The 14,047-nt window shown below is 69.6% G+C and carries 12 protein-coding genes; 4 read left to right on the top strand and 8 right to left on the bottom strand.

Features of this window, described 5'->3' with window-relative positions:
* Positions 1 to 563, bottom strand: a 563-nt coding sequence (gene lipB / locus ACQE3C_RS15130; RefSeq protein WP_434539962.1) for a lipoyl(octanoyl) transferase LipB, incomplete at its 3' end; no start/stop codon positions are given.
* 52 nt (positions 564 to 615) lie between these two features.
* Between lipB and thpR the strand changes: the two genes are divergently transcribed.
* A complete protein-coding gene (thpR, locus tag ACQE3C_RS15125) occupies positions 616 to 1,191 on the top strand; it encodes an RNA 2',3'-cyclic phosphodiesterase (RefSeq protein WP_434539961.1) in 576 nt (191 codons plus the stop codon).
* Positions 1,192 to 1,194: 3 nt separating this feature from the next.
* Here the strand turns inward: thpR and ACQE3C_RS15120 are convergent, their stop codons facing one another.
* The 4 genes from ACQE3C_RS15120 to ACQE3C_RS15105 form a co-directional block, all read right to left on the bottom strand.
* Positions 1,195 to 1,842 carry an NADPH-dependent F420 reductase gene (locus ACQE3C_RS15120; RefSeq protein ID WP_434539960.1) on the bottom strand — a complete coding sequence of 216 codons (648 nt, stop codon included), beginning with the start codon at positions 1,840 to 1,842 and terminating at the stop codon, positions 1,195 to 1,197.
* Positions 1,843 to 1,909: 67 nt separating this feature from the next.
* Complete coding sequence (locus ACQE3C_RS15115) at positions 1,910 to 3,892, bottom strand: ABC1 kinase family protein (protein ID WP_434539959.1); 1,983 nt, start codon at positions 3,890 to 3,892, stop codon at positions 1,910 to 1,912.
* Positions 3,893 to 3,915: 23 nt separating this feature from the next.
* Entirely contained in the window at positions 3,916 to 4,983 is a 1,068-nt protein-coding gene (locus ACQE3C_RS15110; protein ID WP_434539958.1) for a hypothetical protein, read from the bottom strand.
* A gap of 139 nt (positions 4,984 to 5,122) precedes the next feature.
* Positions 5,123 to 6,508, bottom strand: a complete 1,386-nt coding sequence (locus ACQE3C_RS15105; RefSeq protein WP_434539957.1) for a hypothetical protein — start codon at positions 6,506 to 6,508, stop codon at positions 5,123 to 5,125.
* Between the two features lie 129 nt (positions 6,509 to 6,637).
* Between ACQE3C_RS15105 and ACQE3C_RS15100 the strand changes: the two genes are divergently transcribed.
* Complete coding sequence (locus ACQE3C_RS15100) at positions 6,638 to 7,150, top strand: TspO/MBR family protein (RefSeq protein WP_434539956.1); 513 nt, start codon at positions 6,638 to 6,640, stop codon at positions 7,148 to 7,150.
* A 138-nt stretch (positions 7,151 to 7,288) separates the two neighbouring features.
* Positions 7,289 to 8,200, top strand: a complete 912-nt coding sequence (locus ACQE3C_RS15095) for a DUF559 domain-containing protein (RefSeq protein WP_434539955.1) — start codon at positions 7,289 to 7,291, stop codon at positions 8,198 to 8,200.
* 78 nt (positions 8,201 to 8,278) lie between these two features.
* Here the strand turns inward: ACQE3C_RS15095 and sucB are convergent, their stop codons facing one another.
* The 3 genes from sucB to ACQE3C_RS15080 form a co-directional block, all read right to left on the bottom strand.
* A complete protein-coding gene (gene sucB / locus ACQE3C_RS15090; protein WP_434539954.1) occupies positions 8,279 to 10,060 on the bottom strand; it encodes a 2-oxoglutarate dehydrogenase, E2 component, dihydrolipoamide succinyltransferase in 1,782 nt (593 codons plus the stop codon).
* An 87-nt stretch (positions 10,061 to 10,147) separates the two neighbouring features.
* Positions 10,148 to 11,545 (bottom strand): dihydrolipoyl dehydrogenase, encoded by a 1,398-nt coding sequence (locus tag ACQE3C_RS15085; protein WP_434539953.1) that lies wholly within the window; start codon positions 11,543 to 11,545, stop codon positions 10,148 to 10,150.
* A gap of 7 nt (positions 11,546 to 11,552) precedes the next feature.
* On the bottom strand, positions 11,553 to 13,061 hold the full coding sequence (locus ACQE3C_RS15080) for a leucyl aminopeptidase (RefSeq protein ID WP_434539952.1): 1,509 nt from the start codon (positions 13,059 to 13,061) through the stop codon (positions 11,553 to 11,555).
* Positions 13,062 to 13,540: 479 nt separating this feature from the next.
* Here ACQE3C_RS15080 and ACQE3C_RS15075 point away from each other — a divergent pair.
* A partial coding sequence (locus ACQE3C_RS15075) for an IS110 family transposase (RefSeq protein WP_434539951.1) occupies positions 13,541 to 14,047 on the top strand: 507 nt, incomplete at its 3' end.

Here is a 14,047-nt window from a genome sequence, read left to right as displayed (position 1 = left end):
CTGATGCCGCAGGGGATGATGTTGTCGAACCCGCCGGTGGAGTTGATCAGGTTCAGGGCGAACCCGTGGATCGTGGTGCGGCGGCTGACCCGGATGCCGATCGCGCACAGCTTGCGCTCGGGGCGCAGGGCATCGCCGGCAACCCAGACGCCGGTGCGCTCAGCCACTCGTCCACAGGTCAACCCCAGCGAGGTGAGGTAGCGGATGATCGCCTCTTCGAGGCGGCGCACGTAGTCGACCACGCCGATGCGGCCGGGCAGCCACACGATGGGGTAGCCGACCAACTGGCCGGGGCCGTGCCAGGTGATCTTGCCGCCCCGGTCGACGTCGACCACCGGGGTGCCGTCGAAGGGACGTTCCTCGGGCAGCGTCTTGCGGCCGGCGGTGTAGACCGGTTCGTGCTCGACGTAGAGCACCTGGTTGCAGATCTCGTGGGAGGCGACCCGCGCCAGCACCTCACGCTGGTAGTCCCAGGTGGGCAGGTAGGGCGACAGCCGCGGCGGGTCCTCGGTGAAGCCGAGGTACTGGAACTCGAGGCCTGCGGGGTGCTGCTGGTCATTCATCACCGCAAGGCTACCGGGTGCCGGTGGACCGTGGCTGCGTAGAGTGCGGTGGATGGGAGCCCGACTGTTCACCGCGATCCTGCCCGACCCGGAGGTGGTGCAGGACCTGACGACCTGGCTGGAACCACGGCGTGAGGCCGGCGCCGACGTGTGGCGCTGGACCGCCGCCGAGGGCTGGCACCTGACCACCTGCTTCATGGCCTCGGTGCCCGAGCGGGTGGTCGAGCCGCTGGTCGCGGGGTTGGACGAGGCAGCCGCGCGGATGCCCGCCTTCGAGGTGCGCGTCGAGGGCGGACTGTGCTTCCCCGACGTGGGCCGGGCGAAGCTGCTCGCCCTGGCCGTCACCGACGGGCATGAACAGCTGGCGGCGCTAGCCGCGTCGTGCCGCGGGGTGGCCTCCCACGTGGGGGCATCCCCCGACGGGGCGCGGTTCCGGGGGCACCTGACCCTGGCCCGTGCGCGGCGCGGTTTCGACGCCACCCGCTGGGTGCAGCTGGTCGATGCGTTCCCGGGGTGGACGTGGCGGGCCTCTGAACTGGCGCTGGTCGAGTCGCACCTGTCCGACCGGGGCAGCCGGTACGAGGTGCTGGAGCGCTTCCCGCTGGGGGCCGGGCTCGGGCTCGGGTGAGGGTCAGCCGGCCAGGCGGGCGGCGTCGAGCTCGATGGCGTCGGCGAGTTCCCGGGCGGTGAAGCTGCCGTTGAAGACGGCGGTGCCGGGTTCCAGGGCAGCACCGGCGGCGAGGGGGCCGGCCTGCACGGCATCGAAGCCGATCCGGTCCACCAGGTCGGCCACCGCAATGGCCGCGTCACAGTGGTCGGAGGCGACTGCCAGGGCCCGTCGTCCGGGGGTGCCCTTGGGGGTGGCGTGCTCCTCGAGGTCGTGGTAGCCGATGTGGTTGAACGCCTTGACCAGCCGCGAGTGCGCGAAGTGGCGGGCCACGACCTCGCTGCTGGTGGTCCCGGGGTCTTCGAAGTCGGCGATGATGCCGTCGACCGGGGCCCAGTAGTTCATCGCGTCGACCACGACCTTGCTGGCCAGCAGCTGCGGGTCGACCGTCGTGTGCTTGTGCAGCGGGACCGCGAGCACCACGATGTCGGCCTCACGCACGGCGTCGGGGGCATCGAGTGCGGTCGCTCCCGGGATGACGACCTCGGTCAGCAGCGCGATCTCGGCGCCGGGCTGGGAACTGGCGACGTGCACACGGTACCCGGCGGCCACCAGGGCGCGGGCCAATGCGGAGCCCACTCGTCCGACACCAAGCACTGCGACGGTGGTCACGCTGGGCCCTCCTGTGGTTGCGGCGTCAATCAGTTCTACACTTGCGCCAACACGGGTCGGGGTCGGGTTATTCCGGGCGGTGGTACATCTGGACGACCACCCGCAGCGCCAGCACGAACCCGGCGAAGGTCAGCAGGTAACCGAAGACTGCCATCAAGGAGACCCCGGGCAGGAACGCCGGCCCGCTGCTGGAGGTGACCAACAGGATCCCGCCCAGCACTGCGGCTGCTGAGAGCAGTGCGCCCGAGAGCTGCTGCACCAGGCCGGTGGCGTAGCGGCGGTCATCCGGGTTGGAGATCACCCGCACATGCGCCTGAAAACTGCCGTCCTCGAGGTCTTCGGTGATCCTGGCCAGGGAGCGCGGCATCCGGTCGAGCAGCGGCATCATCTGCGCGAGCCGGTTGGTGACCTCCTGCTTCAGGGTGGCCGGGGTGACCTCACCGACCATGGAGGACCCGAACTCGCGCGCGGAACTGACCAGGTCCATCTGCGGGTCGAGCGCCGACAAGGTGCCCTCGAGGGCGCCCAGGGCGCGCAGCGCGGCGGCGAGCATCGGCGGGATCCGGAACCCGTGGCGCACCACCATGCCCATCAGCGCCCCGAACAGTTCCATGGACCCGCCCCCGGCGCGCACCTGGGTGATCAACGCTCCCAGGTCGCGACGCAGCGCCCGTTCGTCGACCCGTTCAGGCGGGTCGAGCAGCACCAGCAGCACGTCCATCGCGGCGGTCGAGTCGTCCCGGTCGATCGCCCACAGCAGGTGCACCAGTTGCTGGCGGGAAGCGGCGTCGAGTCGTCCGACCGACCCGAAGTCGAGCAGCCCGACCGTGCCGTCGGGCCAGACCATCAGGTTGCCGGCGTGCAGGTCGGCGTGGAAGGTGCCGGACTGGAAGACCTGGTGCAGCACTACCCCGAGCAGGTCGTCGGCCATGGCGCGGCGGGTCTCGGGGGCCAACTCGGCGACCAGCGCCGCGGACTGGCTGAGCGGGGTGCCGTCGAGCCGGTCCATGACCAGCACCCGGTCGCTGCTGAGTTCGGTGACGATGCCGGGCACCTTCACCCTCGGACGATCGGCCACGCTGGCCGCGATCGCCGCGGTGTTGCTCGCCTCGACGCGGTAGTCGATCTCTTCCCGCAGTGAGGTCGCGAACCCGCCGACCAGGCTGGTCAGCCCCAGCCGCTGCGCCCACCGGGTGGACGACTGCAGCTGGGCGGCGAGTGATTCCAGGGTGGCCAGGTCGGTACTGACCTGCTCGGCGGCACCGGGTCGCTGGACCTTGATCACCACGTTTCGCCCGTCGGTGAGGGTGGCGCGGTGTACCTGTCCCAGGGAGGCCGAGGCGATCGGGGTCCGGTCGACCTGGGCGAACACCTCGTCCGGGTCGCGACCCAGCGAGGCCTTGATGACGGCGGCGGCCTCGTCCCAGGGGATGGGGGTGGCGCGGTTCTGCAGGGTGCTGAGTTCGCGGATGTAGGGCTCGGGCAGCAGGTCGGCCCGGGTGGAGAGCATCTGGCCGAGCTTGACAAAGGTGACCCCGGCCTCGTTGAGGGCGCTGCGCAGCGCGCGGGCGGTCTCTTCGTGGCTGCCGCGGCGGCGTCCGAACCCGCGAAGCTGGGCGCTGAGGCCGTGCTTGGCGGCGATGGTCATGATCGCGGTGTTGCGGCGGGCACGGCGCCAGCGGCCACCCCAGCCCAGGAACACGTGCCGCAGCGGGGGCAGGCTGCCGGTGGGCAGCAGCACCTCGAGGCCGACCAGCACGGCCGCGGCCCCGGCGAAGGTCCACAGGGCGATCACCCCGGCGAAGGCGGCGAACTGCCCCGGTGATTCGGTGGCGATCTCCGCGAGCCGGCCACTGGTGCCGGCCCACACCCCGAGGCCCTGCAGTACCAGCAGGCTGATGAAGCTGACCACCAGGGTGCGCACCATGCCGGTACGCACCCCCAGGACCCGGCGGACTGCGGCGCCCAGCAGCCAGGTCTGCACGACCAGGATGATGAGGCTCGTGAAGGCGAGCACGACGTTGCCGGCACCGGACAGGAAGTCGGTCATGGGCCCATCCTAGGGACGGTGGGTCAGGCGCAGGCGTCGGCGTAGATCCAGTCGAGGCTTGTCATGCGGAGCTTGCCGGCCTTGTCGCGGGTGAAATGGGCGAAGTAGATGCGCGGTGGCTGGCGATACAGATTGTTGCCGAGGTGGATGTGGGAACGGTCATAGCAACTGGTGAGAGCGACCACCGAGCCGCGGAGCCGTCGAGGCCACTCGGTGATCTTGCCCTGCTTCGCGGGGGCGCCAACGTCGTAGTGAATCTGATTGGCCCTGCGCGATTCGAGCTCCCACATGATGGCGTTGCGTGCCTCCCCGCCCAGGTAGGGCCCGAAACCACTCGTGGAGTAGGCAGTGGGACTCAGTCCGTCGCCGAGCAGGTACTTCTCGAACAGGGTAAAGACCGTGGTGTAAACCTTGGTGGCTTCGGCAACCACCTTCGGGTCGGCTGAGGTGGGTGTGCAAGCGGTGACCTGGATGGTGTCCAGTTGGGCGATCTTGAGCAGGCCGTCGTCATCACGCTTGAGGTAGACCACCTGCTGCTCACTCGACTCGTCGCGGCCGTAGCCCTTCTCGTCGGCGACCCGCACCTCGGTCTTGCTGCTGCATCCAGTCAGGGCGACCAGGGACCCGGCGTCCATGGCCGGATAGGGGCGCACGTTGACCAGTTCCACCTTGCCGTACTCGCGTTGGCCCTCGTCGTGAAGGTTGGCGGCCTGCATGACGGCATTCATCAGCGTTCCACCCATCAGGTGTTTCGGGTAGTCAGGTGGGATGTCGTCGAAGCTGAATCCGCCCTCGGCGCGGGCTTTGCGGATTGCCGCGAAGCCCGCCCCGTAGACGGCCTTGGCCTCTGCGAGCAGTTCCTTGCTCACCGGCGGTACGGTCTCCGTCGGGCTCGGCGTGGGCCGGCTCGAGCCGGCGGACGAAGGGCTCTGGCTGGTGGTCGCGGTGGCTTGCGGCGTTGCGCTGGTCGTGGGTGAACCGGTCGTCGACGGGGTTGGTGCGGTGCTGGCGTCGCTGCCGGTGCATCCGGCCAGCAGCGCGATCACGATGGCCAGGGCGACCAGGCGGTGGGTAGGGGCAGGACGAGGCATGGCGGCTCCTTCTGTGTGCCTCGAGCCTCATGGGTGGGCGGGGCAGATCACCTGCCGGTGTGCGCGACGGACGACACCTGCGGCCGGATCGACAACACCTGCCTGCCCTCGGACAACACCTTGTCTGGAGCGGACAACATCACTGCTGGTGGTCCTCTGGCACGGTGGGTTCCGGTATGGAAGCCTCCAGGGACTGTTGTGCCGCATCTTTGGCGCCCTGGTGGTCGTCGGCATCACCTTCAGCCGGCGAGTCCTGCCCCGGCTGTGGGTCGTCGTCAGCGTTGCCGCCGCCGGTGGGATCATTCCCATTGGCGGCCGCCGCCTCTACGGTGTCGGTGAGCTTCTTCAGCAGGTTGTCGAGGAGCTTCGCCGACCAGCCGAACGCGATGGCCGCGCCGAGCACGAACCCGCTGAACGGGGGCGGCTGTGGGTCCAGCGTGAACCCGGGAAGGCTTCCCAAGGCAGTCTTCACCGTGTCGCTGAACAGGTCGAGCGCCGTCAGAGCGGTGATCACGAGCAGGCCGAGAACGGCCGAGACGGCGCCCACCAGCGGGGTCAGCAACAACGCCATCCACCGCGGCCCGCCGTCGTAGACCTTCGGGTCGCCGCTGGGAGTCGCGTCGCGGATGCGAAAGATGATGGCGGCGACCGCGGCGACGCCCATCGGCCCGGCCCAACCGAAGGCCCCGAAAACGGCCACCGCCGCGAGCAAGATGAATGCCCAGACGCACAGCTGGTTCTGGAACTTCATCAGGAAGATGAACCGTCGCCGCTCCTCGCCCAGGGTGGTCAGGGCGACCTGCTGCATGAGCTGCCTTGCACGTGCTGGGGTCAAGGTGACGGAGCCGTCCAATGAGCCCTCGAGTGCCTTCCGGGCAGTGTCGAGGGACGTGTTCCCATTGGCCGCCGCGATGGCGCGGGTCGTCTGGAAGGCGAGCTCGGCGTCCGGCGCACTGGTGATGTCATCGAGCCACTTGGCTCGTTCCGCCAGGTACTGGTGGAGGAAGTAGCCGTCGGACAGCAGCGAAATCGTCGGGTAGTCCTCGGGGGCAAGAGGAAAAGTGACCGCACCGGTCGCCAGTTCCATGCTCGGCACCAGGATCCAGCGGTATCGCACGGCCAGGACGAGCACGACGTAGCCGGCCACGACCGCCCCCACCAGCAGCATGCGTACGTTCAGGGTGGAAACCAGCAAGGTGCCCGTGCCGGTGTGGACCGCCACCATCAGCAGGCCACCCAGGGCCACCGCCAGGAAGGTCCACAGCCACACCAGCAACAACTGGGCGAAGACCTGCCCCCGCCCGGGCGCAGTACCACTCGTCCGCGACATCAGGACCAGGTGCGTGATGACCAGGAGCGCGATCGCCGAGCCCAGGGCCAGGGTCACGGCGTTGGCGCCGCTCGGGTGCCGGACGAGCCACAAGGCAAACGCCGCCGCCAGCACAATCGAGGGCAGACTGCCCAGGAACCCCGCTCGGTTCGACGCGCTGCTCGAAGAATCGTTGGTGTTGTTCGGAGGATTCATCGGACCGCCCCTTTCTCGCTGAGCCGGCTGGGAGAATTTTGTCGTCAATAACACTGTTTCGCCATGGTTGGAGGTGGGCTGATCTGGCCGCGGCCAGCTCTTCTCTCGCCCAGCACGTAGGTTCGAACCATGCAGAATGCACCGAAGTACCTGCCTAAGCTGCTGGGCGCCTCCGTCGCGGTGGCGGCAACGGCTGTGGTGGGAGGAGTCGCGACCTCGTCGGGCACCTCGTCCGACTGGTACCAGGAGTTGGACAAACCCGACTGGCAGCCGCCGCCGGCTGCCTTCCCCATCGCGTGGACCACGCTGTACGCCATCATCGCGGCAGGGTCTGCCTCGGCGCTGACGCGGCGAGCCCGGCGGGTCGCCGCGGGCGGGGCCGCACGGCCGGGCCTCAAGCGGGCACTCGTGCTGAACCTGGCCCTGAACGCAGGGTGGTGCTGGGCCTTCTTCGCGCGCCGTGACCTGCGCCTTGCGCAGGCGAATGCGGCGGCGCTGGCGCTCAGCAGTGCCGATCTGGCCCGACGGGTCGGGAAGGAGAGCCGTGGCTGGGGCCGGGCGCTGGGCCTGTACGCCGCCTGGTGTGGGTTCGCGACGGCGCTGACCGTCGAGATCGCTCGGCGCAACCCGGGGGCCGAGTGAAGTGATGACTCAGGAATCCTCCCCCAGATTGCCCGTGCCCCGCCCTGGCCGGTCTCTGGCCCAACTGGGGGAGGAATCCTGAGTCAATGCCCTGTGGATGACTGAGCATCCGCGGCGCACTGGCCCCATAACCGGTCCATGAGGGACCAACTCGTACTTCGCTCGCAGCTCTCGCAGCCGGAAAGGGTGCGGCTGGACTACCTGGCCAGGCGGGGCCGGCGCCGACGGATCCTGCCGGGGGTGTACTCCATTGATGACCACGAGACCTGGCTGCACCGCGTGCATGCCTGCCAACTGCGCTTTCCCAGGGCCGTGCTCTGCGGCCCCACCGCGGCGAAGCTGCAGTTCTGGGACGATCTCGACGTCAATGAGGTGCACCTGACCGGCGCCCGGGTCGACAAGCCGCCTGACTGGCTGAAGCACTCACGTGCCGTGGTGCCCCCACAACTGCGCACCGAACGGGAGTTGTTGGCAATGACGACTCCCGAGCTCACTGTCCTGGACCTGATTCCCACAATGGGTGGCAAGGCGATCGATGAGGGGCTGCGCCGCAAGGCAGTCACCCTGTCGGGGCTCCACGAGGCGCTCAGGTTGACCCCTGGCCGCAGCGGGAACCAGTCGCGCCTCCGACTCCTGGAAGAAAGCCGGGAGAACCCGTGGTCGGAGCTCGAGCGCCAGGGCCACGCGCTGCTGCGCAAGCACCGCTTCCGGCACTGGCGCGGGAATTATCGGATCCAGGTGGGCTGGGAGGTCTTCTACGCCGATGTCGCCATTCCCGACCTGAAGTTGTTGATCGAGTTCGACGGATGGCGATACCACCGCAGCAAGGAGGACCTCGCCCGCGACATTCGGCGCCAGAACACGCTGGTGCTCGCTGGCTGGACCGTGCTCAGGTACTGCGTGGCGACACTGGAGGACATGCCCGACCAGATCCGCCGGTACCAGCGGCGCCTGGGGGCTCCGGGCCCCTCGGATGACAGGAACCCTCCGCCAGATGCCTCGATCCCCCCGGAGGTGGGGGATTGGGACGATCTGGGGGAGTGGTCCTGACATGCGACCGTGTTCTGAACGACGAAAGGGCCCTGTCCAGATGGACCGGGCCCCTTCGCTCCCCGACGGGAGTGTTGATCAGGCGCCGAGCTCGGCGTCGAAGTCGCCGGCCTCCAGGCGGGCCTTGACCGCCGACAGGAAGCGGGCGGCATCAGCACCGTCGACCAGGCGGTGGTCGTAGGTCAGCGAGATGTACATCATGTGGCGGATCGCGATGGTCTCCCCACCGAACTGGTCCTCCACGACGACCGGACGCTTCACCAGCGCACCGGTGCCCAGGATCGCCACCTGCGGCTGGTTGATGATCGGGGTGTCGAACAGGGTGCCCGCCGAGCCGTAGTTGGTGACGGTGAAGGTGCCACCGGTCAGCTCGTCCGGGGTGACCTTGCTGGCGCGGGTGCGGGCAGCCAGGTCACCGATCTTCTTCGCGATGCCGGTCAAGTTCAGGTCACCGGCGTTCTTGATCACCGGCACCATCAGGCCACGATCGGTGTCGACCGCGATACCGACATCCTCGGAGTCGTTGTAGGTGATCGTGCCGGCCTCGGTGTCGATCGTCCCGTTGATCTTCGGGTAGGCCTTCAGCCCCTCGATCGCGGCCAGGGTGATGAACGGCAGGTAGCTCAGCGAGGCACCGTTGCGGGCCCTGAACTCGTCCTTGTGCTGGGCACGCAGGCGCGAGATCGCCGTGAGGTCAACCTCGACGGTGGCGGTCAGCTGGGCCGAGACTGCCAGCGACTCGACCATGCGGGCGGCGATGGTCTTGCGCATGCGGCTCATCTTCTCGGTGGTGCCACGCTTGGCGGCGTCCGCACCAGCCGGGACCGGCGCCGCAGATGCCGGGGCAGCAGCGGGAGCCGGTGCGGGGGCAGCCTCGGCGGCCTTCTTGGCCTCGGAGGCAGCCAGCACGTCCTGCTTGCGGATGCGGCCACCGACCCCGGTGCCCTTCACCTCGGCGAGGTCGATGCCGTGCTCGGCGGCGAGCTTGCGCACCAGCGGGGTCACGTAGGAGCCGGTGTCACCCTCGGCGCGACGAGCCGCGGGCGGGGCAGCCGGAGCAGCCGGCGCCGCGGGGGCCGGGGGAGCAGGCGGGGCCGCAGGTGCCGGGGGGGCAGCGGGCGCGGGCGGGGCAGCGGGCGCCGGGGGTGCAGCAGGCGCCGGGGGTGCAGCAGGAGCCGGCGCCGGCTCCGGAGCAGGCGGCGCGGCGGGCGCCGGGGCAGCCTCGGCGGCAGCGGCGTCACCGATGATGGCGAGCACCGCACCGACCTCGGCGGTCTCGTCCTCCTGGACGCGGATCTCGAGCAGGGTGCCGGCGACCGGCGACGGGATCTCGGTGTCGACCTTGTCGGTCGAGACCTCCAGCAGGGCCTCGTCGGTGTCCACCGAGTCACCGACGGCCTTCAGCCAGCGCGACACGGTGCCCTCGGTGACCGACTCACCCAGGGCGGGCAGGGTCACCTCGGTGCCGGAACCACCAGCACCGGCGGGAGCAGCGGGGGCAGCCTCAGCAGCGGGCTGTTCGGCGGGGGCGGCGGGCTCGTCGGGGACGACGGCCTGCTGCTCCTGGGTCTCGGCGACCTGCTCCGGCTCCTGGGCGGCAGCGGGCGCACCGGCCGACTCACCGGCATCACCGATAATGGCGAGCACGGCACCGACCTCGGCGGTCTCGTCCTCCTGGACGCGGATCTCGAGCAGGGTGCCGGCGACCGGCGACGGGATTTCGGTGTCGACCTTGTCGGTCGAGACTTCCAGCAGCGCCTCGTCAACCTCGACGGTGTCACCCACGGCCTTCAACCAGCGGGACACGGTACCTTCGGTGACGCTTTCGCCCAGTGCAGGCAGGGTGACTTCAGTCGACATGACGGTGGAGGCTCCTTTGCTGAGGTGTCAGTGGTCAGCCTAGCCCCACTTGCACACGGGTGCAGCCCCGCGACAAGCGGGCAAGGCTCAGGCGTGCATGTGAAGTGGGCGTCCGGCCAGCGCAAGGCAGGCCTCGCCGAACGCTTCGCCCTGGGTCGGGTGGCCGTGCAGCAGTTCGGCGACATCCTCGGGCAGCGCTTCCCAGCCGGTGACCAACTGCGCCTCCCCGATGACCTCGCTGACGCCCTGGCCGATCATGTGCACCCCGACGATCGGGCCGTCGACCAGCCGCACCACCCGGACGAAGCCGCTGGTGCCCTTGATCAGGCTGCGCCCGTTGCCGCCCAGGGGGTAGTCGAAGCTGGTGACCTCACCCATCCGCTGGGCTGCCGCCTTGGTCAGGCCGACCGAGGCGATCTCGGGGTTGGCGTAGGTGACCCGGGGCAGGTCCGTGTCACGCGGCAGCGTGGGGGAGATGTCGAGCTTGCCCAACTGGTGCGCGACCACCTCGGCGACGAACATGCCGTGGGCGAAGCCGCGGTGTGCCAGCTGGGGGCCGGGCACGACGTCGCCGGCGGCGAAAACCCCACGGACGGAGGTCATCAGCCGGTCATTGACCCGGACCCAACCCCGGTCCAGCGTCACGCCGGCCTCGGCGAGACCCAGATTGTTGGTGGCCGGCTCTCGTCCGACTGCGACCAGGACGACATCGGCCGACAGCTGCGACCCGTCGTCGAGCACCAGGGTCGCCGAGTTCGCCCCGGCGGTCGCACCGGTGACCTTGACCCCGAACCGGGTGGTGATGCCGCGCTTGGTGAAGGCCCGCAGCAGCGCCTTCGAGATGTCGGGCTCCTCAGCCGGGACGAGCCGGTCGAGCGCCTCGACGATGGTCACCTCGACCCCGAGCGAGCGCCACGCCGAGGCGATCTCGGCGCCGATCACACCGCCGCCGATCACCAGCGCGGTCGAGGGCAGTTCCTGCAGCTTCAACGCGTGCTCGCTGGTGAGGATCCGCTGCCCGTCAATGGTCAGGCCCAGCGTCTTGGGGCGGGCGCCGGTGGCCACCAGCACGTTTCGTCCGCGCACGACCCGGTCGCCGACCTGCACGCCCAGCCCGGCCCGGTCGCTGACCAGGGTGCCCCAGCCCTCGACGCGGGTGAGGCCGGGGGAGGTCTTCACCAGCCCGCCCAAGCCCTTGTACAACCGGTCGACGATGCCCTCCGACCAGGTGACCACACCTGCCGCGTCCACCCCGTCGTAGCTGGTCCGCAGACCCATGGACGAGCCCTCACGCGCGTGGTCGGCGACCTCGGCGGCGTGCAGCCACGACTTGGTCGGGATGCAGCCGCGGTGCAGGCAGGTGCCGCCGAGCAGGTCGGCCTCGACCAGCGCGACGTCAACGCCGAGTTGGCTGGCGCGCAGTGCGGCGGCGTACCCGCCGGAACCCGCGCCGAGGATGACCAGGTCGTGCCGGTGCTCAGTCATTGGTTCCTCACAGACTCATCGCCCGGGCGAGCGCGACCAGGGTGCGGACGCCGAAGCCGGTGCCACCAGAGGGGATCTCCTCGTGCGGTTCGCCGTCGTTCCAGCCCGGCCCGGCGATGTCGATGTGGGCCCAGTCGGCATCGTCGGGCACGAAGTGGCGTAGGAACGCGGCCGCGGCCATCGCGCCGCCGTGGCGGTCACCGGAGGACTTCACGTCGGCGATCTTCGACTTCAGCCCCTCGGCGATGTGGGCCGGGATCGGCAGGTGCCACATCGACTCGCCGGCGACCTCCGCGGCGTCCAGAACGGCGTCGGCAGCCAGGTCATTGGAGGCCATCAAGCCCGCGATCCGCTTGCCGAGGGCCACCATGCAGGCGCCGGTGAGGGTGGCGATGTCGACGACCAGGTCGGCGTCGTCCTCACTGGCGCGGGCCAGGGCATCAGCCATCACCAGCCGGCCCTCGGCGTCGGTGTTGGCGTTCTCGACCGTGGTGCCGCCGTAGATGCTGAGCACGTCGCTGGGGCGGTAGGCCGCACCCGAGGGCATGTTCTCGGCCAGGGCGCCGTAGCCGATCACCCGCACCGGCAGGCCCAGCCGGGCGATGGCGCCGATCGCGGCCATCACCGCAGCAGCGCCGGCCATGTCGCACTTCATGTCGTACATGCCGGTGGGGGGCTTGATGTCCAGGCCGCCGGAGTCGAAGGTGATGCCCTTGCCGACCAGGGCCAGCGTCTGGCGGGCGCCGCGGGGGGCGTACTCGGCGCGCACCAGGCGGGGTTGGCGCGACGAACCGCCACCGACGGCCATCAGCCCGCCGTAGCCGCCCTTGGTCAGGGCCTTCTCGTCGAGCACCTCGACGTTGACCTTGACGTCCTTGAAGTGGGCCGCGATGTCGGCGGCGAAGCTCTCGGGGTAGAGCTGGTTCGGCGGCGCGTTGACCCAGTCGCGGGCGGTGGCGGCCGCGGCGGCGATGACCTCGGCACGCTGCACGGCCTGCTTGGCGTCGGCCGACTTGTTGGTGCTGACCACCTCGAGGTCGGGCAGTGCCTTGCGGGGGGAGGAGCCCTGCCGGTCGATGGCGTAGGCCCCCAGCACGGCGCCCTCGGCGGCGGCCTGCAGCAGTTCGGGGTCGACGAGCTCCAGGCTGATCGCCACCGGGCCCTCGACTCGGTCATTGGCCTGGATGCTGCGCAGTGCCGCAGCGGTGGCATGTCGAACCTGGTCGGGGGTCACGTCGACCACCCCGACGCCCACGACGACCAGTCGCTCGCCGTCGATGGCGGGCAGCACGGTGACCTTGCCCAGTTCGGCCTTGGCGCCGAGGTCTTCGGCCAGGGCCACCAGGTCAACACCATGGCGCTTCTGGACGGCCTTGGCGGTGGCGGCGCTGACGCCGAGCAGGGTGGGCTCGTCCTTGCTGGAGGTCGCCAACCCGACCACGGTCACCCCGACCGCCTTCGAGGCAGTGGTGACCAGGGACACGGCGGGCGGCTGGAACGAGGAGAGTCGACTCATGGGGAACAGGCTAGCGGGGTGCTGTGACACAACTGTCGGTGTTCGCGATCCCCGGGGACGCTGCCCAGCCCCTGACGTGCATTCTTTGCTCCCATGCAAGGACTGCAGGGCGGCAGGGCCCACCGAGGTTGCATTCCTTGTCGTGGGGCAAAGATCGCAGTCAGGGGCCTCCGAAGCAATCTGTGAGTCTGGATCTGGCTGGTCTGGGACTGGCCGGTCAGGATGGATGTCGGTCGTATCGAACCGGGTGTGACTCTCGAAGCAATTGGCCCGCTTGCGGTGTCTTCCCGTTGAATTGTCCGCCCGGGTCGGTGCGGCCGACACCGTCCGGCCCACCTCGGTGACCTCATCAGGAGACTGCCCGGCCCTCGGGCCGTGGCCCATCACAGATTCGCCCCGAAGTGACCTCTTCCCGGACCCGTGCCGGCCGCTTGGCGACCGTGACCATGTCCGTCTCGAAGAGAGGAGCGTCGATCGCCATGGCTATCGTCGCGCATACCCGCCCGTTCGTCATCGGCGTGGATACCCACGCCCGCAACCACGCTGTCTCGATCCTGGCCTGCCCGACGGGCGAGATTGTCGATGAGGCTCAGTTTCCCGCAACGGCAGCAGGCTTGTCACGCGCGGTGTCTTGGGTCGGGCGCCGCACCGGAGGGGACCTCGACACGCTGTGGGTGATCGAGGGCACCGGCACCTACGGCGCACGCCTTGCCCGCACTGCAGCAGACACCGGACACACCGTCGTCGAGGCCCCGCGGATGAACGCTCGCGCGAACCGCGGCATCGGCAAGTCCGACCCGCTGGATGCGCGCCGCATCGCCGCAGCAGCGCTCCCGCTGCAGCAGACGCAACTGCGTCAACCGCGCGCCGACGAAGGTATTCGCGCTGCCGTGAAGGTCCTGCTGGCCTCCCGCGACCACATGAGCACCGAGCGCACCGCGACGATCAACGCGCTCACCGCGCTACTGCGCGTGGTCGACCTAGGT

It is taken from the genome of Aestuariimicrobium sp. Y1814, assembly GCF_050113895.1.
GTDB lineage: Bacteria > Actinomycetota > Actinomycetes > Propionibacteriales > Propionibacteriaceae > Aestuariimicrobium.
This window is presented reverse-complemented; position numbering and strand designations above follow the sequence as displayed.

What these genes read in the sequence shown, in the direction of transcription:
- ACQE3C_RS15085 (WP_434539953.1), bottom strand. Translation starts at nt 11,545, where the DNA reads ATGACTGAGCACCGGCACGACCTGGTCATCCTCGGCGCGGGTTCCGGC.
- ACQE3C_RS15095 (WP_434539955.1), top strand. Translation starts at nt 7,289, where the DNA reads ATGAGGGACCAACTCGTACTTCGCTCGCAGCTCTCGCAGCCGGAAAGG.
- ACQE3C_RS15105 (WP_434539957.1), bottom strand. Translation starts at nt 6,508, where the DNA reads ATGAATCCTCCGAACAACACCAACGATTCTTCGAGCAGCGCGTCGAAC.
- thpR (WP_434539961.1), top strand. Translation starts at nt 616, where the DNA reads ATGGGAGCCCGACTGTTCACCGCGATCCTGCCCGACCCGGAGGTGGTG.
- sucB (WP_434539954.1), bottom strand. Translation starts at nt 10,060, where the DNA reads ATGTCGACTGAAGTCACCCTGCCTGCACTGGGCGAAAGCGTCACCGAA.
- ACQE3C_RS15110 (WP_434539958.1), bottom strand. Translation starts at nt 4,983, where the DNA reads ATGCCTCGTCCTGCCCCTACCCACCGCCTGGTCGCCCTGGCCATCGTG.
- ACQE3C_RS15115 (WP_434539959.1), bottom strand. Translation starts at nt 3,892, where the DNA reads ATGACCGACTTCCTGTCCGGTGCCGGCAACGTCGTGCTCGCCTTCACG.
- ACQE3C_RS15080 (WP_434539952.1), bottom strand. Translation starts at nt 13,061, where the DNA reads ATGAGTCGACTCTCCTCGTTCCAGCCGCCCGCCGTGTCCCTGGTCACC.
- ACQE3C_RS15100 (WP_434539956.1), top strand. Translation starts at nt 6,638, where the DNA reads ATGCAGAATGCACCGAAGTACCTGCCTAAGCTGCTGGGCGCCTCCGTC.